This window comes from Phytohabitans flavus, assembly GCF_011764545.1.
Classification (GTDB): Bacteria; Actinomycetota; Actinomycetes; order Mycobacteriales; family Micromonosporaceae; genus Phytohabitans; species Phytohabitans flavus.
In genome coordinates, this window is sequence record NZ_AP022870.1 from 715,716 (window position 1) to 740,389 (window position 24,674).

A 24,674-nucleotide genomic window follows, 5' to 3' on the forward strand; every position below is an offset into this window, starting at 1 on the left:
GCGTGGACGTACCGCTCGCGCACCTCGACCGGCCGTTCGACTACCTGGTGCCGGAGCAGCTCGACGAGGGGGCGCAGCCCGGTACGCGGGTGAAGGTGCGCTTCTCCGGCCAGCTCGTGGACGGGTGGCTGCTGGAGCGCGCCGACGAGTCGTCGCTGGGGAAGAAGCTTCTCTACGTGGAGAAGCTCGTCTCGCCCGAGATCGTGCTCACCGCCGAGGTGGCGCGGCTGGCCCGGGCGGTCGCCGACCGGTACGCGGGCAACCTGGCCGACGTCCTCCGCCTCGCCGTCCCGCCTCGCCACGCGCGGGTCGAGCAGGCGCCCGCGGCCTCCGATGATCCAGACATCTCGGACATCAAGCTTGATGACAGCGGGTGGGGTGCCTACGGCGCGACCGGCTTCCTCGCCGCGCTCGGCGAGGGGCGCCCGGTGCGCGCGGTCTGGTCGGCGCTGCCCGGCGAGGACTGGCCGGCCCGGTTCGCCGAGGCGGCCGCCGCCACCGTACGGGCCGGAAAGGGCGCGGTCGCCGTCGTCGCCGATGCCCGCGACCTCGACCGTGTCGACGCGGCGCTCACCGCCGTGCTCGGGACCGGCCGGCACGTCGCGTTGTCGGCGGCGCTCGGGCCGGCCAAGCGGTACCGCGCGTTCCTCGCCGCCAGCCGCGGGCAGGTGCCGGTCGTGGTGGGTACCCGGGCGGCGATGTTCGCGCCGGTCGCCGACCTGGGGCTGGTCGCGCTCTGGGACGACGGCGACGACCTGCACGCCGAGCCGCGCGCCCCGTACCCGCACACCCGCGAGGTGCTGCTCACCCGGGCTCAGCTCGCCGGCGCCGCCGCCCTGCTCGGCGGGTACGCCCGGACCAGCGAGGCCCAGCTCCTGCTGGAGACCGGCTGGGCGAAGGAGATCGTGGCGCCTCGGGAGACCGCGCGTGCCCGTACCCCCTCGGTCAGCCCCACCGGCGACGACCCGCACCTGGCCCGCGACGCGGCCGCCGCGACGGCGCGACTGCCCAGTGTGGCCTGGGAGGCCGCCCGCTCCGCGCTCCGGGCCGGCGCGCCGGTGCTCGTACAGGTGCCACGGCGCGGTTACCTGCCGTCGATGGCGTGCGCCGACTGCCGTACCCCGGCGCGCTGCCCGCACTGCTCCGGCCCGCTCACACTGCGCTCGTCCCACGCCGTGCCCGGCTGCCAGTGGTGCGGGCGGGTCGCGGCCGCGTACACCTGCCCCTCCTGCGGCAGCCGCCGCCTGCGCGCCGCGGTCGTCGGCGCCCGGCGCACGGCCGAGGAGCTGGGGCGGGCGTTCCCCGGCGTGCCGATCCGCACGTCGGGCCGGGACGAGGTGCTGGCGGTGGTGCCCGACGAGGCGGCCGTGGTGGTGGCCACGCCGGGCGCGGAGCCGGTCGCGACCGGCGGCTACGGCGCGGTGCTGCTGCTCGACACCTGGGCGCTGCTCACCCGGGCCGACCTGCGCGCGAGCGAGGAGACCCTGCGCCGCTGGATGAACGCCGCCGCGCTCTCCCGCCCCGCCGGCCGGGTGGTGGTCGCCGCCGACGGCTCGCTGCCCACGGTCCAGGCGCTGATCCGGTGGGACTCCTCCTGGTCCGCCGCGCGCGAGCTTGCCGAACGCCGCGAGCTGGGCTTTCCCCCCGCCGCCCGGATGGCCAGCCTCACCGGCACCCCAGACGCGGTGGCCGACCTGCTCGCCACGGCCCACCTGCCCGAGGGCGCCGAGCTGCTCGGCCCGGTACCCGCGCCGGAGGGGCAGGAACGGATGCTGGTCCGGGTCCGCCGCGCCCACCAGGCCGCACTCGCCAAGGCCATGCACGAGGCCGCCGGCGTCCGCACGGCCCGCAAAGCAGCCCAGCCGGTCCGCATCCAAATCGACCCGATGGACCTTCTCTAGATCCTTTTCAAATAGCGAGCTACCGCGATGTCCGCGGTGGTCCGGACCGCTGCTCCCGCGGCCTCACCCTCCGCGCCTGGTCGCGGTTACCCCTTCTTTGCCTCCGGCTTTCGCGGCGGCGAAAGCAGATCGTGGTACGGAACTGCCGTTATAGGGGCAGCTAAATACCACGATCTGTTGGACGGCTTGTCTGGATCTTGCGGTCAGCGGACAAATCGCTCAGAAGTGCCACCCTCTGGCGGAGGTTGACCCCGGGGTTGTGAAGCGCGGAGGGTGAGGCTGCGGGAGCGGCGGTCTGGACCACGGCGGACATCGCGGTAGCTCAATGTTGTGGGTGGCTTTTGGGTATTGAAATGGGGCGAATCCGTAGTTGCGGATTCGCCCCAGATCAGGGTGTTGCGTTTAGCGGAGGACGCGCCCGTCCGGGTTGAGGGACTTCGGCAGGCGGATGGTGATGAACTCGTTGTTGTCCGGCAGGCCCGGGGTGCGGCCCGACGAGGACGGGTAGTTGTTGTCGTTCAGGACGGCGATCGTCTTCTCGTCCACGATGAGGACGTCCTCGATCGTCGTGAACGGGAAGCGGAAGACCGGGCCGAAACCGCCGAGGCCCTTCGGGTTGGCGATGTTCAGCAGGTCGACGACGAGCGTCTTGTCGAGCTTGCCGTCGCGGTTCTTGTCCCGCTTGTCGGCCATGTAGATCTTCTTGACCAGCGCGGCGTCGCCCTGGCCGCCGTCCCGCTCGATCACCAGGAAGCGGTTGGCGTCCACCGAGATCGCGTCGCCGATCGCGTGGGCCGGCGAGTCGAGCTGGTAGATCCACTTCTTGCCCGTGTACGCACCCGTGCGGGTGTCGAACTCGGACATCCGCAGCGAGTCGGTCGGGTCACCGGCGACCGGGCCCTCCAGCAGCGGGTACAGGTAGCGGCCGTCGGGCGAGATGGCCATGCCCTCGAAGCCCTTGCTGCCGGCCAGGTTCGGCGTGCCGCCCGCGAGGAACGGGTTTTCCGGCGCGAAGACGCCGGGCAGCGACACCGGGGCGGACAGCAGCCGGCCGGTGCGGTCGAAGTGCAGCAGGAACGGGCCGAACTCGTCGCCGACCCAGTACGTGCCGTCGATCGCCCGCGTGATCGACTCCACATCGAAGTCGGAGCCGGTCAGCACCCGGTCGGGCCGGGTGAGCGGGAACGGCACCTTGCCGTTCGGGTCGGTGAAGTGGAAGCCGCCGAGCACGTCGATCGCGCCGGTCTGGAACACCGGAGCGAGCCGCTGCACCCGGAGCGCGTAGTCGGCGCTGTTGGCCTTGTTGCCGAAGCCGTTGTCCGAGAGCACCTCGTATGCGCCCCCGCCGCCCCGGACGATCCCGGAGAAGCCCTGGATCGGCTGGTCGGCGAAGGGCGGCACCACACCGTTGATCGGGGCGGTGCCGAGCGCGCTACCGGACGGGTCGCTGGCCGGCACGTAGGTCTGGGCCGGCAGCGACGCGAACCCGGTGAGCGTGGGAACGCGTACGTTGTCCTTGTCGTGAGCCGGGGTGGGGGAGGCAACGAGGCTGAGCGTGAGGGCGGTGGCCCCGGTCGCCGCCGCCACCCGAATGGCGAACTGTCGCATGATCGCGGACGCTAGGGGCGCCGAATGAACGCCCGGTTGCGGCTCGCCGCACAGTCGACTCCGTAGACTGGTACGCCTACCACTTTCTGCAAGGAGCCCCCTGTGACCGTCCAGCCCATCCGAGTGTTCGGCGACCCAGTGCTGAGGACACCCGCCGAGCCGGTCGTCGATTTCGACGCGGAGCTGCGGCGGCTCGTCGCCGACCTGACCGAGACGATGCGGGAGGCGAGCGGGGTGGGGCTGGCCGCGCCCCAGCTCGGCGTCGGGCTGCGGGTGTTCGCGTTCGACGTCGACGAGGTGGTGGGCCACCTGATCAACCCAGAGCTCAGCTTCCCCGACGAGGAGGAGCAGGACGGGCAGGAGGGGTGCCTGTCCATTCCCGGGCTCTACTTCGACACCAAGCGCCGGATGAATGTGGTGGCCAAGGGCTTCAACATGTACGGCGACCCGGTGCGGATCGTCGGCAGCGAGCTGATGGCGCGCTGCGTCCAGCACGAGACCGACCACCTCGACGGGGTGCTCTTCATCGACCGCCTCGACGCGGAGGCGCGCAAGGAGGCGATGAAGGCGATCCGGGCCGCCGAGTGGTACGACAAGGCGACCGCGCCCACCGTCAAGGTGAGCCCGCACGCCTCCAGCAGCCCGTTCGGTCTGGGTCGGTGACGGGTGCGCCTGGTCTTCGCCGGTACGCCGGCCGTCACGATCCCCGCGCTGGACGCGATCGCCGCCTCCGGCCATGACCTCGTCGCCGTGGTGACCCGGCCCGACGCGCCCGCCGGACGGGGCCGCCGCGTGGTGCGCTCCCCGGCCGGCGCCTGGGCCGACGAGCGGGGCATCGAGGTGCTCACGCCGGCCCGGCCGCGCGAGCCCGAGTTCCAGGCGCGGCTGCGCGAGCTGGAGCCCGACTGCGTTCCCGTCGTCGCCTATGGCGCGCTGGTGCCCAAGGACGCGCTGGGGATCCCCACGCACGGGTGGATCAACCTGCACTTCTCGCTGCTGCCCGCCTGGCGCGGCGCCGCCCCGGTACAGCACGCGGTGCTGCACGGCGACACGGTCACCGGGGCCAGCGTCTTCCAGCTGGAGGAGGGCATGGACACCGGGCCGGTGTACGGGACGCTGACCGAGGAGATCAAGCCCACCGACACCTCCGGCGACCTGCTGGAGCGGCTGGCCGTCTCGGGGGCCGGGCTGCTGGTGGCGGTGCTCGACGGGATCGAGTCGGGCGCGGCCCGGGCCGAGCCGCAGCCGGCCGACGGCGTCTCGCTCGCCCCGAAGATCACCGTGGAGGACGCCGAGGTGCGCTGGCACGAGCCGGCCTTCGCGGTCGACCGGCGGGTCCGCGCCTGCGCGCCGGCGCCGGGCGCGTGGACGACGTTCCGCGGCGAGCGGATGAAGCTCGGGCCGGTCCGGCCGGTGCGGTACGGGCCGGAGGTGCCCCCCGGCCAGCTGCTCGTGGAGAAGGAACGCGTGCTGGTGGGTTCGGCGACGGATCCGGTGGCGCTCGGCGAGGTGCGGCCGGCCGGCAAGAAGGCGATGTCCGCGCTCGACTGGGCGCGCGGCGCGCGGGTCTCGTCGGAGTCGTTCGCGTGAGGGCGACGATGCGCACCGACCTGCCCCGCCGCGCGGCGTACGAGGCGGTGGCGGCCGTGCACCGGGACGGCGCGTACGCCAACCTGGTGCTCCCGGCGATCCTGCGCGACATGCGGCTGTACGGGCGGGACGCGGCGTTCGCGACCGAGCTGACGTATGGCGCGCTCCGCCACGAGGGCACGCTCGACCTGATCGTCGGCGCGGCGGCCGGGCGCGAGGTGGCCCGGATCGACCCGCCGGCCCGCGACGCGCTGCGCCTCGGGGCGTACCAGCTGCTGCACACCCGCGTGCCGGCGCACGCCGCGGTCTCCGCCACGGTCGACCTGGTGCGGTCGGTCGCGCCGGGCGCCACGGGGTTCGCCAACGCGGTGCTCCGCGAGATCGGTACCCAGGACCTGGACGCGTGGATCGCCAAGGTCGCGCCACCGTACGACAAGGACCCGACCGCCTACCTCGCGGTCGCCGACAGCCATCCACAGTGGATCGTGCGGGCGTTCAACGAGGCGCTCGGCAGCGACCTGGACGAGACCACCCGCCTGCTGATCGAAGACAACCAGCGCCCGCCGGTACACCTGTGCGCCCGCCCGGGTCGGGTGGACGCGGTCGAGCTCGCCGACGAGGTGGGTGGCGCGCCGGGTGCCTTCTCGCCGTACGCGGTCTACCTGCCCGGCGGTGCGCCCGGCGACCTGGCGGCCGTGGTCGAGGGGCGCGCGCACGTCCAGGACGAGGGCTCCCAGCTCGTCGCCGCCGCGCTCGTCAACGCGTCGCTGGACGGCCCGGACGCCCGCTGGCTCGACCTGTGCGCCGGCCCCGGCGGCAAGGCGGGGCTGCTCGGCGCCCTGGCCGTGGAGCGCGGTGCCGAGGTGACCGCGGTCGAGGTCGCCGAGCACCGCGCGCGGCTCGTGTCGCAGGCCACCCGCGGGCTGCCGGTGACAGTGTTGCACCAGGACGGCCGGGAGGAGCTGCCCGAGCCGGCGTACGACCGGGTGCTCGTGGACGCGCCGTGCACCGGGCTCGGCTCGCTGCGCCGCCGCCCGGAGTCGCGGTGGCGCCGCCAGCCGTCCGACCTGCCGCCGCTGACCCGGCTCCAGCGCGAGCTGCTCGGCGCGGCGTTCCGGGCGGTACGGCCGGGCGGGCTCGTCGCGTACGTGACGTGCTCGCCGCACCTTGTCGAGACCCACGTGACGGTCACCGAGGCGGCCCGCCGCAGCGGCCTGCCGGTCGACCTCGTCGACGCCCGCCCGTTCCTGCCCGCCGGCATGCCCGGACTCGGGGCGGGCCCGACGGTCCAGCTGTGGCCCCACCGCCACGGCACGGACGCCATGTTCCTGGCGCTGCTTCGCCGCGGCTAGCCAGGCCAGCCCTGAGGCGCGCCGCTCGCGGAGCGCGCGCCTCAGGCAGCCACGGGGGTCAGCGGATGCGGAGCGCTCCCGGGCCGGCGCCCTTCATCGAGCGGCGCAGGTCCTGGTCGCTGATCCACATGAAGCACTGCACGCCCCGGTCGCCGTCCGCCCACTCTTCCTCGTCCGGGAAGTAGATGATCGTCCCGGTGCGGTACCTGAGGTTGCTGTCGCTCGGGACCTTCGCCCACTTCGCTACGATGCTGCGGCAGGCGTCGTGGGCACGCTGCGTGTTCTTCTCGAAGTCCGCGTAGGAGCTCTCCGGCGCGGTCCACACGCCCGCGAACTCGGCTCCGTGCGCGGTTTCGCAGGTGACCGGGTTCATCGCGGTGATGTCCTTCTTGTCGCTGCTCAGGATCGCTCTGAAGCACCCGTACGCCATCGGGAACGACGCCTTGAGGATGTCCTTGAGGTTTCCGGAGCGGCGCGAGATCTTGGCGTTGTCGTCGAGGGACTGGACCTCGGCGAGGTCGCACCGGAACCACCGGCTGCCGCCCTCCCACGCCTCCTTGGCGGGGTAGTAGATGAACAGGTCGAGGCGGCCGCCGCGCCAGTCTCCGCCCAGGTACTCGCTGACCTTGGTGTTGCACTCGTCGAACGCCTTGCGCGCGCCCGGCGAGCCCTTCTCCGGCGGCCCGGCGGCGTCCTTCTCCGAGCCGGTGAACTGGCCGATGTGCACCGTCTCGTAGTGGTGGTCGACCCCGCAGTCGAGCGGGTTGTACTGCGCGCGCGAGATGAGCTGCCCGTCCGGCAGCGACAGGTGGCACACGCCCGACTCGGGTACGAACGATGTCGCCTCGGGCTGCGCCTTCCAATCGTCTGTCAGGCTGCCATCGACACCGGCCGGATTCGCGCAGCCCGCGAGCACCGTCGCCAACAAACTACCGATAACCGCTAAGCCCACCACGCGTCGCATATCGCCCTCCCCAGGGTCCGCGTCCGGCCGCAGCATACGGCACCCGCGCCACAGCACCCGTCAATCGCTATACGACGGGCGGGCGACAATGGGTCTCGGCTCCGTACACTGTCGTGGGTGAGCGCACCATCGCCGGTCGTCGCGCCGAGCATCCTCGCCGCTGACTTCGCCCGCCTCGCCGACGAGGTCCGTGCCGTCGAGGGCGCCGCTGACTGGATTCACGTCGATGTGATGGACAACCATTTCGTGCCCAACCTGACCATCGGGCTGCCGGTGGTGCAGAGCCTGCGGGCGGCGACCACGATCCCGTTCGACGTGCACCTGATGATCGAGGAGCCCCGGCGGTGGGCACCGGGCTACGCCGACGCGGGGGCGTACAACGTGACGTTCCACGCGGAGGCGTCGGACAACCCGGTCTCGCTGGCCAAGGACCTGCGTGCCGCCGGTGCGAAGGCTGGGCTGGCGATCGACCGCGACACCCCCATCGAGCCGTACCTGGAGCTGCTGCCCAGCTTCGACACGCTGCTGATCATGACGATCAAGGCCGGGTTCGGCGGGCAGAAGTTCATCCCGGCCATGCTCGACAAGGTCGCCGCCGCCCGCCGGCACGCCAAGGCCGGCCACCTGGAGCTGCGCATCGAGGTCGACGGCGGGATCGCCGAGGACACGATCGCCGAGGCGGCCGCGGCGGGCGCGGACGCGTTCGTGGCCGGCACCGCCGTCTACAGCGCACAGGACCCGGCCGAGGCGGTGCGCAAGCTGCGCGGCCTAGCCGCCCGGGCGATGGCCGAGCCGTGACCGCCGAGCCGGCCGTCGAGCGGCCCGACCTGATCCTCGTCGTCGACGACGACCAGGACATCGCGCGCTTCGTGAGCGTCAACCTCAAGATCCACGGCTTCGAGGTGGTGCTGGCGGGCGACGGTCAGGAGGCGCTCGAGCTGGTCGAGCGGCGCCATCCCGACCTGGCGGTGGTCGACCTGATGATGCCCCGCATGGACGGGCTGGAGCTGACCCGCCGCCTCCGGGCCAACCCGATGACCTCCGCGCTCCCCGTGATCATGCTGACCGCCAAGGGCATGACCGTCGACAAGGTGGTCGGCCTCACCGCCGGCGCCGACGACTACCTGGTCAAGCCCTTCGACACGCTGGAGCTGATCGCCCGGGTCCGCTCCACGCTCCGGCGCAACCAGGAGTTCCGCGAGGTCTCGCCGCTCACTGGCCTGCCGGGTAACACCCGGGTGCGGCGCGAGATCCTCGACCGGATGCGCAGCGGCAGCGACTACGCGGTCGGGTATGTCGATGTCGACCGGTTCAAGAGCGTCAACGATGTGTACGGGTTCGAGCGCGGCGACGAGTTCATCACCGCCCTGGCCCGCAGCATGCACCGGGCGGTGGTCTCGGCGGGGCTGCCGCCGGCGTTCCTCGGCCACATCGGCGGCGACGACTTCGTGATCGTCTGCCACCCGGACCAGGTGCTGCCGCTCACCCAGCAGGCGGTGGTCGACTTCGAGCAGGCCGCCGACGAGCTGTACGACCCCGAGCACGCCAAGCGCGGCTACATCCTCGTGCCCGACCGCCGGGGCAACCTCCAGAAAGCCGCGTTGGTGACCCTCTCGGTGGGCGTGGCCCAGTCCACGGCGACCGGCCGCAAGTACACCGACCCGCGCGAGGTCATCGCGGTTGCCTCGGAGATGAAGAAGGTCGCGAAGAACCAGCCCGGCTCCTACATCGCGGTCGACCGCCGCAAAGCGGAGAGCGAGTAACGGCTGTGATGTTGGCCGCCTAGCGTGGTGCGGTGGCGTGACAAAGGTGTAAGACTCGATGGGTAACCCACCACGCGCTGGCGGGGCTCGGTGAAATTCCGAACCGGCGGTAATCCGGGGCGCATGCCCGGAAAGCCCGCGACCCGGTCGTAGCCAACGACCGGTTGACCTGGTGTGAGTCCAGGGCCGACGGTCATAGTCCGGATGGGAGTTAGCGCGCGGGACGGAGGCACCCCTCGACGGGGTCGGTTCACCGACGCCGTCGCAGCTGCCGCCCCAACGCCACCCTCATCTCCCTGCCCGCGCACCCCGCAGGCATTGGAGAGGGACGCCCATGGCGAGCGTTGACGAGGCGATGTGTCGCGCGATCGCGCTGGCCGCCCGCGGGCTCGGCACCACAAGTCCCAATCCGGTCGTGGGCTGCGTCATCCTCGACTCCGCCGGCGAGGCCGTGGGCGAGGGCTTCCACGCGTACGCGGGCGGCCCGCACGCCGAGATCGTCGCGCTGGCCCAGGCCGGGGATCGGGCCCGGGGCGGTACCGCCGTCGTCACGCTGGAGCCCTGCGACCACACCGGACGCACCGGCCCCTGCTCGGCCGCGCTCATCCGGGCCGGCGTGTCCAGGGTCGTGATCGCCGTCGCCGACCCCAACCCGCTCGCCCGCGGTGGCGTCAAGAGGCTCCGCCAAGGCGGCGTCGAGGTGGTCACCGGTGTGCGCGAGGCCGAAGCCGAGCAGGGCAACATCGCCTGGCTGACCGCCGTGCGCCGGGGCTGGCCGTACGTGATCTGGAAGTACGCCGCGACCCTCGACGGCCGTTCCGCCGCCATCGACGGCACGAGCATGTGGATCACGTCCGAGGCGGCCCGGATGGACGTGCACAAGCTGCGCAGCACCGTCGACGCGGTCGTCGTGGGGGTCGGCACCATCCTCGCCGACGACTCCCGGCTAACCGCGCGCAACCTGCGCGACGGCACGCTCAACATCCGGCAGCCGTTGCGCGTGGTCGTGGACTCCGCCGGCCGTACCCCCGAGAAAGCCCGCGTGCGCGACGGCGCCGCACCCACCTGGGTGGTCACCGCGGCGGACGTAGGGGCGGGTCCGGACGGCCGGGTCGACCTGGCCGCGCTGCTCGCCGGCCTCTACGACCGCGGCATCCGGGCCGTCCTGCTGGAAGGCGGGCCGACGCTCTCCGGCGGCTTTCTCGCCGCCGGACTCATCGACAAGATCATCGGGTACGTGGCGCCGAAGCTCCTCGGCGCCGGATCACCCGCGCTCGCCGACGCGGGCGTGCACACCATCGCCGAAGCCATCGACCTGGACTACACCGAGATCACCCAGGTCGGACCGGACCTGCGCTTCACCGCGGTGCCGCGCAAAAGGGAGGGCTAGTCAATGTTCACCGGGATTGTCGAGGAACTGGGCGAGCTTGTGCGCCTGGACTGGCACGGCGACGGCGGGGTCGCCGCGCTGCGCGGCCCGCTCGTCGCGTCCGACGCCGGTCCGGGCGACTCGATCGCGGTCAACGGCGTGTGTCTCACGGTCGTGGCGGCCGAGGGCGACGGGTTCACGGTCGACGTGATGAAGGAGACCTTCGACCGCACGGCGCTCGGCACGCTCACGCCCGGCGACCCGGTCAACCTCGAACGTGCTGCCACGCTCAGCACGCGCCTCGGCGGCCACCTGGTCCAGGGGCACGTCGACGGGGTCGGGCGGATCCTGTCCCGGACGCCCGGAGATCGGTGGGAAGACGTCCAGATCGAACTTCCGCCGGGTCTTACCCGTTACGTGGTGGAAAAGGGGTCGATCACCGTTGACGGGGTATCGCTGACCGTCGTGGCGGTGGACGACTCGAAGTTCGCGGTGAGCCTGATACCCACCACCCTCGCGCTCACCACTCTCGGGCGTAAGCACGCCGGAGACCTGGTCAACCTGGAGGTCGACGTGATCGGCAAGTACGTGGAGAAGCTCCTGGCACCGGCGCCCGCACAGGATCGGGCGGACGGAGTTTCGGCATGAACACCATCGAGGAGGCCATCGCCGACTTCGGCGCAGGTCGGGCAGTGATCGTCGTGGACGACGAGGACCGCGAGAACGAGGGTGACCTCATCTTCGCGGCCGAGCTCGCCACGCCGGAGCTGATGGCGTTCATGGTCCGCTACACCTCCGGGTACGTCTGCGCGCCGATCACCGAAGCGGAGGCCGACCGGCTCGAGCTGCCGCCGATGTACCACATCAATCAGGACAAAAGGGGCACGGCGTACACCGTGACCGTCGACGCGCGGGAGGGCGTGAGCACCGGCATCTCGGCGGCCGACCGGGCCCGTACCGTACGGCTGCTCGCCGACCCGGCCACCGACCCGACCGACCTCAGCCGCCCCGGCCACGTGGTTCCGCTGCGCGCCAAGCACGGCGGGGTGCTGCGCCGGCCCGGCCACACCGAGGCCACCGTCGACCTGGCCGTGCTGGCCGGGCTGCGGCCGGCCGGCGTGCTCTGCGAGCTGGTCAACGACGACGGCACGATGATGCGGCTGCCCGACCTGGAGAAGTTCGCGGTCGAGCACCGCATCACGATCATCACGATCGCCGACCTCGTCGCGTACCGCCGCCGGACCGAGAGCCAGGTCGAGCGGGTCGCCGAGGCCCGCCTCCCCACGCCGCACGGGCTCTTCCGCGCGGTCGGGTACCGGGCCGAGTTCGAGCCGGAGGCCGAGCACGTGGCGCTGGTGTACGGCGACCTCGGCGACGGCGAGGACGTGCTGGTGCGCGCCCACTCCGAGTGCCTCACCGGCGACGTCTTCGGCTCGCTGCGCTGCGACTGCGGTCCGCAGCTGGAGGCCGCCCTGGCGCGGGTGGCCGCCGAGGGGCGGGGCGTGGTGCTGTACATGCGCGGGCACGAGGGCCGGGGCATCGGGCTGCTGCACAAGCTCCAGGCGTACCAGCTTCAGGACCTCGGCCGGGACACCGTCGACGCCAACCTGGAGCTGGGCCTGCCGGCCGACGCGCGGGACTACGGCAGCGGCGCGCAGATCCTGTACGACCTGGGCGTGCGCTCGATGCGCCTGCTCACGAACAACCCGGCGAAGCGCGAGGGTCTGTCCGGGCACGGCCTGCGCATCGTCGGTCGCGAGTCACTGCCCATCCGGCCGCACCCGGAAAACGTGCGCTACCTGCGTACGAAGCGCGACCGCATGGGCCACATCCTGGACGGCCTGGGCGACATGGTGGAGGGATCGGCGTAGATGGCAGGCTTTGGCTGCACCGAGGGGCGCGTCTGATGGCAGGGTTCGGAGAGCCCGGTGTGTCCTTTGTGGACGCACAAGGGTTGACGGTCGGGATCGTGGCCGCGCGGTGGCACGGCGACCTGACCGACCACATGCTGGCCCGCGCGATCGAGGCCGCGAAGGCCTGCAACGCGGCGGACATCGTGGTGGCGAGGGTGGCCGGCTCGGTCGAGCTGCCGGTGGTGGCGCAGGCGCTGGCCCGCCGGTGCGACGTGGTGGTCGCGCTGGGCGTGGTCGTGCGCGGCGCCACAGCCCACTTCGACTACGTGTGCAAGTCGGTCACCGAGGGCCTGACGCGGGTAGCGCTGGACGAGGCGACCCCGGTCGCGCACGGCGTGCTGACGGTCAACACGATCGAACAGGCCCGCGACCGCGCCGGACTCGCGGGATCGGCCGAGGACAAGGGCTGGTCCGCCACGGTCGCCGCGCTCGACGCGGCGCTCGCGATCCGGGGCCTGGCCATCTGACACCGGTGCGTCCCCGCGCCACCCGGTCGCGGGGACGCACCCTGGCTGGAGAGCTTCCGGGGGCAGCAGTTCTTCTTGGGATGGGTATTTTCCCCGGTCCGCGTCAGCTGCGGACCGTATGCTCCCGCGGGCACCGCTGCGGTCGGCGGCTCGCTGGCGCTCGCCGAGATCCCCGACCTCCGCTGCCGGGTTCGCGGTCCAAGCCCAACGTTGGTTCCTCTTTCGACGAGCTCTCGAGCTGGGCGCATGGCCGCGCCCAGCCGCAGACCCACGATCCGGCCCTGGCGTTGGCCTTGGGACGCGGACCCCTGCGGCTAGGACCTGGGCGCGTCGATGCGCCCAGGTCGACAGGCACTCGGCCGCGACACCCCGGGCAACGACGCGGCTTGGAGCAGTCGGGCACGCCGTCGAAAGCGCCCGCCGCGGCGGGCGGGCAATAAGTCTTCCCAAAGCCCCACAGAGCGCCCGGCGCCGGCGATGCCGGCCGGGGTTTTGGTTGTGTGCCGCGAAGGGTGAGGCCGCGGGAGCAGCGGTCTGGACCACCGCGGACGTCGCGGTAGCTCAAGTCTCCATTGTGGAATGGCTTCCGCCGGCTCCAAAGGTCTAAAGCCGGCCCGCCTCGATGATCCGGCTCAGGAACTGGCGCGTGCGGGGCTCGGCCGGCTCCGCGAACACCGTCTCCGGCGGTCCCTGCTCCAGCACCCGCCCGCCGTCCAGGAAGCACACCCGGTCGGCCACCTGGCGCGCGAAGCCCATCTCGTGCGTGGCCAGCACCATCGTCACGCCCTCGGACTTCAGGTCGCGGATCATCGAGAGCACCTCGCCCACCAGCTCCGGGTCCAGCGCCGACGTCACCTCGTCCAGCAGGAGCAGCCGGGGTGAGTTGACCAGCGCGCGCACGATCGCGACCCGCTGCTGCTGGCCGCCGGAGAGCCGGTCCGGGTACTCGCCGGCCTTGTCGGCCAGCCCCACCCGGGCCAGCCACTCTCGCGCGGTGGCGACGGCGGTGGCGCGGGGAACCTTGTGCACCCGCGTCGGCGCCAGCACGATGTTCTCCAGCACGGTCATGTGCGGAAACAGGTTGTACGCCTGGAAGACGATGCCGATCCGCTGGCGTACCTTGTCCGGGTTTACCCGCGGGTCGGTGATGTGCTCGCCGTCCAGGTGGATGGTGCCGTCGTCGATCTCCTCCAGGAGGTTGACACAGCGCAGCAGCGTGGACTTGCCCGAGCCGGACGCCCCGATCAGCGCCACCACCTCGTGCTCGGCCACGTCGAAGTCCAGCCGGTCGAGGACCACGTGGCCGCCGAATTCCTTGCGCAGGCCGCGGCACGATAGGAGCGTCACGACTGCCTCCGCGCGGCGCGCAGCGTCACCCAGTCGGTGATCGCGATCAGTGGGATGGCCAGCAGCACGAAGAGCACGCCGGCCACGATGTACGGCGTGTAGTTGAACGTCTCCGCCGTGTGGATCTGCGCGGCCCGCACCGCGTCGATCGGGCCGGCCAGGGAGACGAGCCCCACGTCCTTCTGGAGGGCCACGGTGTCGTTGAGTAACGGCGGCGCCACCCGCCGTACGGCCTGGGGGAGCACCACGTGGCGCATCGTCTGCCGGTACGTCAGCCCCAGCGACCGCGCGGCCGCGAGCTGGCTCGGGTGCACCGACTCGATACCGGCGCGGAAGACCTCGGCCAGGTACCCCGAGTACGTGATGACCAGCGCGATCCCGCCCAGTACCAGCGTGCTCGGCATGCCCTGGAGCCGCAGTCCCGGTACGCCGAGGGTCATCACGTAGAGCACGATGATGAGCGGCAGCCCGCGGAACGTGTACGTGTACCCGGTCGCCAGCAGCCGTACCGGGAAGAAGACCGGCCCGCGGAGCGTACGCAGCAGCGCCACGACCAAGCCGAGCGCCAGCGCGCCGATCGCGCAGAAGAAGAGCAGCCGGATGTTGAGCCACAGCCCGCGCAACACGTCGGGCAGCGACTCGCGGGCCACGGACGCGTCCAGGAACGACTCCCGCACGCGCGCCCAGCCCGGCGCCCCGGTCACGGCCACGACCAGCAGGACGCCGAGCACCAAAGTGGACAGTGCGGCGACGAGTACGGATAGGAGCGTCTGCCGCCGCCGGTAGGCGAGACGGTCCTGTTGAGCGGGGCTGAGCGTCACGTGAGCTCGCGCGCCCCAGCCACCTGGGCGAGCCACTGCTTCTCCAGGGTCGCGAGCTGGCCGTTGGAGCGCAGCTGGTCGACCGCCTGGGTCACGCACCCGGTGAGCGGCGAGCCCTTGTCGAGCACCAGCCCGAACTGCTCCGGCACGCCCACCTGCGGCAGCTGCCCCACGATCACCGCGTCCTCGAGCTCGGCGGCGGTCATGAAGAAGGCGGTGGGCAGGTCCACGACGAGGCCGTCGATCTGGCCGTTCTGGAGGGCCTTCTTGGCGTCGTCGTTGGTGTTGAACACCTGCGGCTGCCCGCTGGGCTTCACCAGCTCGGTGATCGCCTGGTAGCTGGTGGTGCCCACCTGGGCGCCGAGCTTGGCGCTCTGGAGTGCCGACACCGAGGTGGCGTTGGCGATCTTGGAGGACTTGAGCGCGATCACGGTCTGCCGCACCAGGTAGTACGGCCCCGAGAAGTCCACCGCCTTCTTCCGCTCCTCGGTGATCGAGAACTGGTTGATGTCGAAGTCGAAGTCCTTCGGCCCCGGCGCGATCGCGTTGTTGAACGGCACCCGCACCCACGTCACGTCGGCCTGCGCGTACCCGAGCCGGTCGGCCACCGCGTAGGCCACCGCCGATTCGTACCCCTGGCCGTTTTCTGGCTTGTTGTCCGTGAACCACGGCCCGTACGCCGGGTCGTCCGTCCCGATCGTCAGCTTGCCGGGCGTCGTGGTCGTGAGCTGATCCTTGGTGCAGGAGGTGAGCCCGGTCGCGGCAGGCGCGGGCGGAGTGTCGTCGTCGGCGGGAGCACAGCCGAAAAGCGCCAGCATGATGGCGAGGGGCAGAACGCGGCGGACCATGCGCGCCAGCATATGCGCGACTTGTAAACCTGATAATGACGTGGCGCGTCGTAGCGCTGTGGCTGCAACCGGGAGCGTGGTCGCCGTGACCCCGACCGTGGAGGGATGGGCCGCCGACGAGGCGGTGACGCATCTCTTCGCGGCCCATTACCGACCGTTGGTACGCCTCGCCACGCTCCTGCTGCACGACAGCGGGCGGGCCGAGGAGATCGTCCAGGACGCGTACGTAGCGCTGCACGGCCACTGGCGCCGCCTGCGCGACGCGGACAAGGCCCTGGCCTACCTGCGGGCCAGCGTCGTCAACCGGTCCCGGTCGGCGCTGCGGCACCGGCAGGTGGTCGACCGGCACCTGGCGCTCGCCCGGCCCGTCCCGGACGCGCCCAGCGCGGAGGCCGGCGCGCTCGACGCGCTGCGGCACGACGCGGTGGTGGCCGCGCTGCGCGCACTGCCCACCCGGCAGCGCGAGGCGCTCGTCCTCCGCTACTACCTCGACCTGTCCGAAGCCGACATCGCCGCCACCATGGGGTGCAGCCGGGGCGCCGTGAAGAGCCACACGTCGCGGGGCATGGCCGCCCTGCGGGAGACCCTGGAGCGCAGCTCATGACACGCGACGAAGACGTACTCCGCCAGGTCCTGGAGGCCGAGGCGGCGAAGGTCGAGGTGCGCCCGGACGCCCTCGCCGCGATCCGCGCGCGGACCGCACGCCGCTGGCGGTGGCTGCCGTTCGGGGCGATCGCGTTCACCGCCGCCACCGCGACGGCCGCGACGCTCGTCGTGGTCGCCCTCGCCGCGCGCCCCGCGCCCGACCACACCGCGCCCGACCCGGGCGCGGTCACCGCACCCGCGACAACCCCAACCCCCGCACCGACTCCGCCGGCCACGTCCGCACCGCCGGCGGCGCCACCAGCGTCGAGGTCCAGCACATCATCTGGTACGGCGAGCGCGTCCCTGGCCGTCTACTACGTGGGCGAGGACCGGGGCGAGCCGCGGCTCTACCGGGAGTTCCACCGCCTGCCGGCGGGCTCGTCCCCAGCGGAGAAGGCACGGGCGGCCGTGACCGAGATGCTGGCCCAGGAAAGCGCCGACGACCCCGACTACACGAGCGCGTGGCCGTCCGGGACGCGGGTGCTGGACGTCTCGGTGGAGGGTGCTGGCGCGACCGTACTGCTCTCCGCCGCGCCGCCCGACGACCTCGCCGGCCAGCAGCTCGCCTGGACGGTGGCGGCGGCACTCGGCGGCGATCCAGAGGTGCGCGTGGTGGTCGGCGGCCGCGAGGTGGCGAAGCTGCGCAAGGCCGCCGCGCTCGACACGCTCGGTGCGCTGTGGCTGATCGAGCCGCAGCACGGCACGACGGTGGCCCGCACGTTCGAGGTGCACGCGGCGGGGACGGTCTTCGAGGCGACCGCGCGGCTGACCGTACGCAAGGGGCGCACCGTCGTGACCGAGAAGACCGTCACGCTCTCCGCGGGTCCGCCGGCCCGTGGTGAGGCGAGGATCACGCTCACCCTCGCGCCGGGCACATATGTCCTGGAGCTGTACGCCTTTTCCGCCGCCGACGGCAGCGTCCAGCATCTGGACGACCACACGGTCACGGTGCGCTGACCGGCGGGGATGACAGAATCACTGCTCGTGAAGACCTTCGAGGAGCTGTTCGCCGAGCTGTCGGCCAAGGCGGCCGCCCGTACCCCCGGGTCGGGCACCGTCGCGGCGCTGGAGCGCGGCGTCCATGCCATCGGCAAGAAGGTCGTCGAAGAGGCGGCCGAGGCCTGGATGGCGGCCGAGCACGAGGGGCGTGAGCGGGCGGCGGAGGAGATCTCCCAGCTGCTCTACCAGACCCAGGTGCTGATGCTCGCCACCGGACTGGAGCTCAAGGACGTTTACCGACATCTGTGACCGTGCTCTCCCTCGTCCCCCTACGTTTCGTTTCGAAGGAGCACGTCCAGATGCTGCGCATCGCCGTCCCCAACAAAGGCACCCTGTCCCGACCCGCTACCGAGATGCTGCGCGAGGCGGGCTACCGCCAGCGCGGTGACGACCGCGACCTCGTCTGCCGCGACGAGGGCAACGCGGTCGAGTTCTTCTACCTGCGCCCCCGCGACATCGCCACCTACGTCGGCTCGGGTGACCTCGACCTCGGCATCACCGGCCGCGACCTGCTCTTCGACGCGGGCAGCCCGGCCGAGGAGATCCTCGACCTCGACTTCGGCGGGGCCACCTTCCGGTACGCGGCCCGCCCGGACGCACTCTCCTCTGTGGACGAGATCGGCGGCCGGCGGGTCGCCACCGCGTACCCCGGCGTGGTCGAGCGCCACCTCGCCGAGCGGGGCCTCAAGGCCGACGTGATCCGCCTCGACGGCGCGGTGGAAAACGCGGTGCGGCTCGGCGTCGCCGACGTCATCGCCGACGTGGTCTCCACCGGCGCCACGCTGCGCCAAGCCGGCCTGGTGACGGTCGGCGACCCGATCCTCGTGTCGTCCGCGCTGCTCATCCGCCGGGTCGGCGCGCCGGCCAACGGGCAGGTCGGGCAGCTTGTCCGCCGCCTCCAGGGCGTGCTTGTCGCCCGCCGCTACGTCATGCTGGCGTACGACGTGCGCGCCGACCTCCTCGACCAGGCCACCGCGCTCACCCCCGGCATCGAGTCGCCGACCATCTCCCCGCTGCACCGCGAGGGGTGGGTGGCCGTACAGGCGATGGTGCTCCGCGGCGACGTGCACAACATCATGGACGAGCTCTACGACCTGGGCGCCCGCGCGATCCTGGTAACGGACATCCACGCCTGCCGCCTGTGAGGCGCCCCGCTCGCCGGCCGAGCGGTTGATCAGGGACTTCGTGGGCGAGTCGTCCGGCGCGTCCCCCCACCAACTCCCTGATCAACCACGCCTGGGGTTTAGGGGAGCAGGACTAGGCGGCCGCGGGTGCCGCCCTTGGCGAGCCGCTCGTGGGCCGCTGCTACGTCGGTCAGCGGGAGGGTTTGGGATACGCGCAGCGTGAGTTCGCCGCGCTCGGCTAGTGCTACCAGCTCGGCGAGTCTCGTGCTGTCGGGCTCGACTTCGACGCCGGTGGTGTGGATGTCGCGTTCGGGCGGGGGAGTTAGGGGTCCGGCGCCGGCGACGAACGTGCCGCCGTCCCGCACCGCGCCCAGCGCCGGCGCCCCGATGAACGCCGGGTCGTACAGGGCGTCGACCGGCCCGCCCGCCACCGCTCGCACCGCGGCCGCGACGTCGTCCGCCCGGGGTACGAACACCGCGCCGAGCCCGCGCAGGAACTCCTCGTCCTGCGGGCCCGCGATCGCGTACACAGTCAGTCCACGGTGGACGGCGAGCTGCGCCGCGTAGGCACCGACCGCGCCGGCCGCCCCGGTGATCGCGATGGTGCCCTCCGCCAGCCCGGCAAGGTCGAGCGCCTGGTCGGCGGTGAGCGCGTTGAGCGGCAGCGTGGCGGCGGCCGCCGGCTCCACACCGGCCGGCGCGGTGGCGGTGGCGGCGGCGTCCAGCAGGGCGTACTCCGCCTGGGTCCCGTCACCTCCACCGCGGAACCAGTGGCGCATCCCGACGACCTCGTCGCCCGGCCGGAACGCGGTGACCCCCTCGCCCACCGCGTCGACGGTGCCGGCGAGGTCCCACCCCGGCACGAACGGCGGCCGCACGGGCAGGTGTTCCGCGAAGGCACCCGCCCGGGTAGCGATGTCGATCGGCTGTACGGGGGCGGCCCGCACCTGTACGCGAAGCTGCCCCGGGCCCGGCTCGGGCAGGGGCTGGTCGGTGACCCGCAGGACCTCCGGGCCGCCGTACTCGCTGATGGTCACGGCACGCATGGCTTGTGTTCCTCTCGCTAGCTCTCCAGCTCTTGACTTGCTCCAGGAGCGTATGGAGCCCTACTCTCTGGCAGAAAGTAGGTACCTGGGAGTGCCTTAGTCACCAGAGGGGAGGCCAGCATGGCCACGGCGACCGCCGCGCAGCGCCGCAAGCAGGCCAAGGAGGCGTATGACGCGTTCCTGGCCGAGTGCCCGACCCGGCAGCTGCTGGAGACGCTGAGCGACAAGTGGATGGGGCTGGTGCTCGCCTCACTCGGCCACGGCCCGATGCGGCACAGCGAGCTGGCCCGCAAGATCGCCGGCGTGAGCCAGAAGATGCTCACCCAGACGCTGCGCACGCTGGAGCGCGACGGCCTTGTCGCCCGCACGGTCACCCCGACGGTGCCGGTCCGCGTCGACTACGAGCTCACCCCGCTCGGCCGCGACCTCGCGCCGGTGATGGTCGCCATCAAGACCTGGGCCGAGGCGCACATGGACGAGGTGCGGGCCGCCCGTACGGCGTACGACGAGGGCCAGCCCGCCTGACCCCGGACATGGCAAGGCCCGGCCCTCCCGAGTGGGGAGGGCCGGGCCTTTTCCTGGGGGTGTGAGTGTGGCTTGTTACGCCTGCTCGACGGCGGGCGCGTCACGCCCTACATAACTTGAGTCGGGTCGACTCAATTCCCGACCCCAGCCCCCGATGTGGATGTATGACGATGCATTACGGTACGAACGGGTTCGGGCCTTGGCCGGCCCGGAGCTGGACGAGTGGCGGAGGCGATTGGGATGAGCGGTCCGGACTTCGAGGGAATGGGCAAGGACGAGGTGCTCGCCTGGTTCGACCGCGCGGATGACCTCTCCCCGGTCATCGCGACGATGGACGCGACGTCGGAGCCGGTCCGGCGGGCGCCCGGCGACGGGCCGATGATGCTGGCCAGTCTCCGGCCAGGTCGGGCCGCAGGTCGAGGCCGCCTGACGGGGGTGTCGGGCGAGTGGCAGACTCGGGAGGCGTGAGCAGCACTGTCGTACGCCTGCGGCCGAGGCGGGCCCGGATCGTGGCCTGGATCCTGGCGGTCGCCATCCTGGTGGTCTTCACGCTGGTCGCCACCGGGCTCCGGGGCTCGACCGGCGACGGCTATGGCACGTTCCAGCGCGGCGACCAGTTCGCCATGGTCGGGCTTGGCGTGCTCTTCGCGCTTGGCATCCTGCTCTTCACCCGCCTCCAGGTGGAAGCGGACGAAAAGGGTATCCGGGTGCGCAACCTCGTGGGTGGGTACGACCTGCCGTGGGACATGGTGCGCTCGGTCCGGTTCAACCGGGGCACGCCCTGGGCCACCCTGGAGCTGCGCGACGAGGACCTGCTGCCGATGATGGCGCTTCAGGCCGCCGACAAGCAGCACGCGGTAGACGGCGTCCGCGCCCTCCGCGCGCTCCTGGAGGCCGCCCAGCGCGACAAGGCCCCGCAGCCCGACGCGGTCACCGACTGAGCCTGGCCCCGGGGTGCCGGTTGCCTCGCGGGACTAGCGTGACAGGCCATGCGGACCGAGCCTGCGCTCACGTACAGCGGGGCCCTTTCGATCCTCGGCCAGCATGACCACCGCACCTTCGAGGCGCTGAACCGCCTTACCGGCGGCCTGATGCTCGCCGGCGCGGCGGTCGGCGCCAACCTTCTCGGCTACTTCGATCCCAAGGGCGAGGCCTCCGGGCTGGTACGCCAGCTGTTGGACCGGGCGGCCGACCGGCTGCTCGGCACCGCCGGTTACGAGCGGATGGAGCTGATCTCCGCCGCGCACACCGTCGTGGTGATCTCGTCGTTCTTCGACGCGCTGCGGCACGGCGTCGGCCCCCAGGAGTACGGCCGGCTGCGGTTGACCCGCGCCGAGAAGGCTCTGCTGGTGTCGGTCGACGCACCACCGCCGCCGCTACGGCAGGCCGGGGAGAGCTTGCTGGACAAGCTGGTCATGACGGAGCTGCCAATGCCCTCGCCGCGCCGAGGGTGGCACGAGCACGTGTCCCAGCACATGGAGCCGTACCTGCGGCGAGTCGCCGACCAGTCGGTGCGGTTCCTGTCCGGGCTGGAGGCTTGGCGGTACACGCCGGGCAGCGACGCCACCAGCGCGCTCATGACGCAGGTCGTCGCCGAGTCGCTGCGCCGTTACACGGACGCGTACCAGAGACTGGCCGCCCAGGTGCCGGAGTTGCTGGTGTGGGCGTCCTGGGGAGAGCACGCCGCCACGCGGCACGAGCTGCGCGAGATGGAAGCACGGCTGAGCGTCCTGCTGGGCGACCGCTCACGCACCATGGACGGGCTCGCCCGGATCCTCGTCGCCGCGACGTCCCAGGCACGCGCGGCCGAGCAGCGGGACATGCTCGCGGCGATCAACAGCGCCGCGCTGGACCGTTCGGTCGTCGCCACGGACGCGCTGCGGTACGCCGGAGACGTCGCCTTCCCCAGCGTCCGCGACGGGTACGTGACACCCGCGTTCCGTTTCGCGGTGGCGTCGAGCAAGGCGATGCCGAGCCAGGAAGCGTGGTGGTCGAAGCAGCCCCTGCGCGAGGATCTCGACAGCTTCCTCGCCGCCCACCTCGCCTCCCCGGAGGGTTGCCGGCTGCCGCTGCTGGTGCTCGGCCACCCAGGCGCCGGAAAGTCGCTGCTGACCAAGGTGCTGGCCGCCCAGTTGCCGCCCACCGGGTTCGCGGCCGTCCGGGTGCCGCTGCGAGCCGTCGAGGCTGGGGCGGCCGTGCACCGCCAGATCGCCCAGGCACTGGAGCGCGAGACCCACGGCAGGGTGTCGTGGCCCAGCCTGGCCGCCGAGAGTAGGGACGTGACCCGGGTGGTGCTCCTGGACGGCCTCGACGAGCTGATCCAGGCCACCGGCATCGCCCAGTCGGAGTACCTCCAGCAGGTGGCGGAGTTTCAGGAGCGGGAGCGGGACCTGAAGTCGCCGATGGCCGTCGTGGTCACGTCTCGCACGGTGGTGGCGGACCGGGCGCGGATCCCGGACGGCAGCCTCATGATCAAGCTGGAGGACTTCGACCAACCTCGTATCGTGCGGTGGCTGGAAGTGTGGCGCCAGACCAACGAGGCCCAGGAGGCGGCCGGCACGTTCCGGGCGCTCGGGCTGGAGTCCGCACTGCGTCACGTCCAGCTCGCCGCCCAGCCACTGCTGCTGCTCATGCTCGCCCTGTACGCGGCTGACCCGCGGCTGCCCGACCCTGGCGACCAGGTGCTCTCCACGGCCGGTCTCTACCAGCGGCTGCTCGACAACTTCGCCCGGCGCGAGCTGCGCAAGAGCGCGCCGAGGCCACTTGCGGCGGGCCACGACACCGCCGTCGCCGGCGAGCTGTGGCATCTGGGCCTGGCCGCGTTCGGCATGTTCAACCGTGGCCGGCAGCAGATCGCGGAGAGCGAGCTGGAAACGGACATGAACGAGGTGATCGGCCCGGCAAAGCCCGTCGACGTGGGCCCGACGATGGAGGCGCCGGTCAGCCGCGCGCAGCGTACTGTCGGCAAGTTCTTCTTCGTGCACGCGGCCGAGGCGGACACGCATCGCACCGAGGAGACCCGCCGTACGTACGAGTTCCTGCACGCCACGTTCGGCGAATACCTCGTCGCCGCCACGACCATCGACCTGCTGCGCGAGGCGGCGCGGCGCCGGGAGAGCGCGCGGCGCTCGCCGTACGGGGAGACGCCGCGGGAGCGGCATCTGCCACTGCTGCTGTCGCACCAACCGTTCCTGAAGCGCCGGCCGATCATCACGTTCGCCCAGGAGCTGTTTCGCGAGCTGCCGCCCCAGGACGCGGAGGAGGTGCGGCAGGCGCTGGAGGAGTTGGCCGCCGAGGCGCGGCAGCTGGACCAGTCCGCGCTGTTCGCGCTGCACAACCCCTCCGGTGGCGACGCGGTCGCCCGGCTCGCCACCTATTCGGCCAACCTCGTCGCGCTCTGCACGCTGCTCACCGGGGGTGTGCCGCTCGCCCGGCTGGCACCGCCCGGATCCACACCGGACCTGTGGTGGTCCTCCACCGTGCGCCTCTGGCACGCCGGCCTGGACGACGACGGATGGGCGGCCACGCTCACCGCGTTCCGGGTGCGGCTCAGGCCGTACACCGTGGACGGCCGGTCGGAGCGGTGGCTCATGCCCAACCCGGATCAGCAGTCCAGCCTCGTCGACGACGTCGAGGCACACGCGATGGCCGTGCCCCACCGAGCCGACCGGCTGCGGCTGGGCACCGTCGTCTACCAGCGGCTCGCGCCGCACGGGCCGATGCCCGGGGGACTGGAGCGACTGCTGGAGATCTCGCTGCGTCCGCCGCACGCCGAGCTGCGTGAGCTGTACCGCGAAATGATCGCGACGACGCACGCCGTGCCTGAGCATGCCTGCCCGCTGCTGCTGACCTGCCTCGCCCGCGATGCCGAACACCTGCCGCTGCGGACCGTGGTGATCGCCCTCGACGTCCTGTTCCGCTCGTCCTGGGCGCAGCCGCCGCACCTGCCGGACATCGCCAAGGTCTTCGCCGCCCATCCGCAGCTGCTGACCCAGCAGCGGCTGGCGGTGTTGGCGGAGGCGTTCGGCCCGGTCAGCGCGGCCGAGTGGACCCGGCTCTTGACCGGGGCGCTGCTCAGCCGCCCAGGAGGCTGGCCCGCCGACCAGGAGGAGCTGGCCGGACAGGTGGGGGAGACGTTCTGCCAAGCGGTGGACCTGATGGCGCGGCTACCCACCCCGGTGGACGAGTAGGTGAGTATCGCACCCGCTTTCGCGTTCCTGAGTACATGCTGGTAACCTTGCTTAGTCGACCAGCTGTCACTGCATGTGCGGCGACAGCCACGAAGCGGAGCGCCTGCTCCCACCCGAGTCGTTCCCAGTGGACGTCCGGGTCCGGTCAGCCGGTTCCGGGGAATCCTCGGGTCCGGCGGCGCGTTGTGATCTGATGCGCCCG

The 24,674-nt window shown here is 72.0% G+C and carries 24 protein-coding genes and 1 riboswitch; of the genes, 18 read left to right on the forward strand and 6 right to left on the reverse strand.

Annotation, left to right across the window (positions count from 1 at the left end; translation table 11 throughout):
* Window positions 1-2: 2 nt before the first annotated feature.
* On the forward strand, window positions 3-1,901 hold the full coding sequence (locus Pflav_RS03225) for a primosomal protein N' (RefSeq protein ID WP_173033621.1): 1,899 nt from the start codon (window positions 3-5) through the stop codon (window positions 1,899-1,901).
* A gap of 402 nt (window positions 1,902-2,303) precedes the next feature.
* Here the strand turns inward: Pflav_RS03225 and Pflav_RS03230 are convergent, their stop codons facing one another.
* Window positions 2,304-3,509 (reverse strand): esterase-like activity of phytase family protein, encoded by a 1,206-nt coding sequence (locus Pflav_RS03230; RefSeq protein WP_173033623.1) that lies wholly within the window; start codon window positions 3,507-3,509, stop codon window positions 2,304-2,306.
* A 102-nt stretch (window positions 3,510-3,611) separates the two neighbouring features.
* Between Pflav_RS03230 and def the strand changes: the two genes are divergently transcribed.
* Genes def through Pflav_RS03245 form a run of 3 tightly spaced genes read left to right on the forward strand, consistent with a single transcriptional unit; the run spans window position 3,612 to window position 6,451 of the window.
* On the forward strand, window positions 3,612-4,172 hold the full coding sequence (gene def, locus Pflav_RS03235) for a peptide deformylase (RefSeq protein WP_173033625.1): 561 nt from the start codon (window positions 3,612-3,614) through the stop codon (window positions 4,170-4,172).
* 3 nt (window positions 4,173-4,175) lie between these two features.
* Window positions 4,176-5,099, forward strand: a complete 924-nt coding sequence (gene fmt / locus Pflav_RS03240; RefSeq protein ID WP_173033627.1) for a methionyl-tRNA formyltransferase — start codon at window positions 4,176-4,178, stop codon at window positions 5,097-5,099.
* An 8-nt stretch (window positions 5,100-5,107) separates the two neighbouring features.
* The gene (locus tag Pflav_RS03245) at window positions 5,108-6,451 is read left to right on the forward strand and encodes an RsmB/NOP family class I SAM-dependent RNA methyltransferase (protein ID WP_173042205.1); all 1,344 of its coding nucleotides are present in this window, start codon (window positions 5,108-5,110) and stop codon (window positions 6,449-6,451) included.
* Window positions 6,452-6,509: 58 nt separating this feature from the next.
* On the opposite strand, the gene Pflav_RS03250 is transcribed toward Pflav_RS03245, so the two are convergent.
* Window positions 6,510-7,415 carry a septum formation family protein gene (locus Pflav_RS03250; protein WP_173033629.1) on the reverse strand — a complete coding sequence of 302 codons (906 nt, stop codon included), beginning with the start codon at window positions 7,413-7,415 and terminating at the stop codon, window positions 6,510-6,512.
* 117 nt (window positions 7,416-7,532) lie between these two features.
* Here Pflav_RS03250 and rpe point away from each other — a divergent pair, with 117 nt between their 5' ends.
* The 6 genes from rpe to ribH all read left to right on the forward strand — a co-directional run bounded on the left by rpe (window position 7,533) and on the right by ribH (window position 12,927).
* Window positions 7,533-8,213 (forward strand): ribulose-phosphate 3-epimerase, encoded by a 681-nt coding sequence (rpe, locus tag Pflav_RS03255; protein ID WP_173033631.1) that lies wholly within the window; start codon window positions 7,533-7,535, stop codon window positions 8,211-8,213.
* A complete protein-coding gene (locus tag Pflav_RS03260) occupies window positions 8,210-9,178 on the forward strand; it encodes a GGDEF domain-containing response regulator (RefSeq protein WP_173033633.1) in 969 nt (322 codons plus the stop codon). The genes rpe and Pflav_RS03260 overlap by 4 nt, the downstream gene beginning before the upstream one ends.
* A 72-nt stretch (window positions 9,179-9,250) precedes the next feature.
* Window positions 9,251-9,398, forward strand: a riboswitch (FMN riboswitch).
* Window positions 9,399-9,512: 114 nt separating this feature from the next.
* Window positions 9,513-10,568, forward strand: coding sequence for a bifunctional diaminohydroxyphosphoribosylaminopyrimidine deaminase/5-amino-6-(5-phosphoribosylamino)uracil reductase RibD (ribD, locus tag Pflav_RS03265; protein ID WP_173033635.1), 1,056 nt, complete (start codon window positions 9,513-9,515; stop codon window positions 10,566-10,568).
* A 3-nt stretch (window positions 10,569-10,571) separates the two neighbouring features.
* Window positions 10,572-11,195: a riboflavin synthase gene (locus Pflav_RS03270; protein WP_173033637.1), complete on the forward strand. Its 624-nt coding sequence runs from the start codon at window positions 10,572-10,574 to the stop codon at window positions 11,193-11,195.
* The gene (locus tag Pflav_RS03275) at window positions 11,192-12,418 is read left to right on the forward strand and encodes a bifunctional 3,4-dihydroxy-2-butanone-4-phosphate synthase/GTP cyclohydrolase II (RefSeq protein WP_173033639.1); all 1,227 of its coding nucleotides are present in this window, start codon (window positions 11,192-11,194) and stop codon (window positions 12,416-12,418) included. The genes Pflav_RS03270 and Pflav_RS03275 overlap by 4 nt, the downstream gene beginning before the upstream one ends.
* A gap of 35 nt (window positions 12,419-12,453) precedes the next feature.
* Window positions 12,454-12,927, forward strand: a complete 474-nt coding sequence (gene ribH / locus Pflav_RS03280) for a 6,7-dimethyl-8-ribityllumazine synthase (RefSeq protein ID WP_173033641.1) — start codon at window positions 12,454-12,456, stop codon at window positions 12,925-12,927.
* Window positions 12,928-13,530: 603 nt separating this feature from the next.
* On the opposite strand, the gene Pflav_RS03285 is transcribed toward ribH, so the two are convergent.
* Genes Pflav_RS03285 through Pflav_RS03295 form a run of 3 tightly spaced genes read right to left on the reverse strand, consistent with a single transcriptional unit; the run spans window position 13,531 to window position 15,943 of the window.
* Window positions 13,531-14,274, reverse strand: a complete 744-nt coding sequence (locus tag Pflav_RS03285) for an amino acid ABC transporter ATP-binding protein (RefSeq protein ID WP_173033643.1) — start codon at window positions 14,272-14,274, stop codon at window positions 13,531-13,533.
* Window positions 14,271-15,095, reverse strand: coding sequence for an amino acid ABC transporter permease (locus tag Pflav_RS03290; RefSeq protein ID WP_173033645.1), 825 nt, complete (start codon window positions 15,093-15,095; stop codon window positions 14,271-14,273). The genes Pflav_RS03285 and Pflav_RS03290 overlap by 4 nt, the downstream gene beginning before the upstream one ends.
* The gene (locus tag Pflav_RS03295; RefSeq protein WP_232070956.1) at window positions 15,092-15,943 is read right to left on the reverse strand and encodes an ABC transporter substrate-binding protein; all 852 of its coding nucleotides are present in this window, start codon (window positions 15,941-15,943) and stop codon (window positions 15,092-15,094) included. Before Pflav_RS03295 ends, Pflav_RS03290 begins: the two co-directional genes overlap by 4 nt.
* Window positions 15,944-16,028: 85 nt before the next feature.
* Between Pflav_RS03295 and Pflav_RS03300 the strand changes: the two genes are divergently transcribed.
* From Pflav_RS03300 to hisG, 4 genes are read left to right on the forward strand one after another with little or no spacing between them, the layout of a single operon-like run.
* Window positions 16,029-16,547 (forward strand): SigE family RNA polymerase sigma factor, encoded by a 519-nt coding sequence (locus tag Pflav_RS03300; RefSeq protein ID WP_197937855.1) that lies wholly within the window; start codon window positions 16,029-16,031, stop codon window positions 16,545-16,547.
* Window positions 16,544-17,545 carry a Gmad2 immunoglobulin-like domain-containing protein gene (locus tag Pflav_RS03305; RefSeq protein WP_173033651.1) on the forward strand — a complete coding sequence of 334 codons (1,002 nt, stop codon included), beginning with the start codon at window positions 16,544-16,546 and terminating at the stop codon, window positions 17,543-17,545. Before Pflav_RS03300 ends, Pflav_RS03305 begins: the two co-directional genes overlap by 4 nt.
* A 27-nt stretch (window positions 17,546-17,572) precedes the next feature.
* The gene (locus Pflav_RS03310) at window positions 17,573-17,836 is read left to right on the forward strand and encodes a phosphoribosyl-ATP diphosphatase (RefSeq protein WP_173033653.1); all 264 of its coding nucleotides are present in this window, start codon (window positions 17,573-17,575) and stop codon (window positions 17,834-17,836) included.
* 50 nt (window positions 17,837-17,886) lie between these two features.
* Window positions 17,887-18,732, forward strand: a complete 846-nt coding sequence (gene hisG / locus Pflav_RS03315; RefSeq protein WP_173033655.1) for an ATP phosphoribosyltransferase — start codon at window positions 17,887-17,889, stop codon at window positions 18,730-18,732.
* 98 nt (window positions 18,733-18,830) lie between these two features.
* On the opposite strand, the gene Pflav_RS03320 is transcribed toward hisG, so the two are convergent.
* Entirely contained in the window at window positions 18,831-19,757 is a 927-nt protein-coding gene (locus tag Pflav_RS03320) for an NADP-dependent oxidoreductase (protein WP_173033658.1), read from the reverse strand.
* Between the two features lie 120 nt (window positions 19,758-19,877).
* Here Pflav_RS03320 and Pflav_RS03325 point away from each other — a divergent pair, with 120 nt between their 5' ends.
* The 4 genes from Pflav_RS03325 to Pflav_RS03340 all read left to right on the forward strand — a co-directional run bounded on the left by Pflav_RS03325 (window position 19,878) and on the right by Pflav_RS03340 (window position 24,472).
* Window positions 19,878-20,282, forward strand: a complete 405-nt coding sequence (locus Pflav_RS03325; RefSeq protein WP_173033660.1) for a winged helix-turn-helix transcriptional regulator — start codon at window positions 19,878-19,880, stop codon at window positions 20,280-20,282.
* A gap of 240 nt (window positions 20,283-20,522) precedes the next feature.
* The gene (locus tag Pflav_RS03330; RefSeq protein WP_173033662.1) at window positions 20,523-20,750 is read left to right on the forward strand and encodes a hypothetical protein; all 228 of its coding nucleotides are present in this window, start codon (window positions 20,523-20,525) and stop codon (window positions 20,748-20,750) included.
* Complete coding sequence (locus Pflav_RS03335; RefSeq protein ID WP_173033664.1) at window positions 20,747-21,223, forward strand: PH domain-containing protein; 477 nt, start codon at window positions 20,747-20,749, stop codon at window positions 21,221-21,223. The genes Pflav_RS03330 and Pflav_RS03335 overlap by 4 nt, the downstream gene beginning before the upstream one ends.
* Before the next feature lie 48 nt (window positions 21,224-21,271).
* Window positions 21,272-24,472: an NACHT domain-containing protein gene (locus tag Pflav_RS03340; protein ID WP_173033666.1), complete on the forward strand. Its 3,201-nt coding sequence runs from the start codon at window positions 21,272-21,274 to the stop codon at window positions 24,470-24,472.
* The last annotated feature ends 202 nt before the right edge of the window (window positions 24,473-24,674 follow it).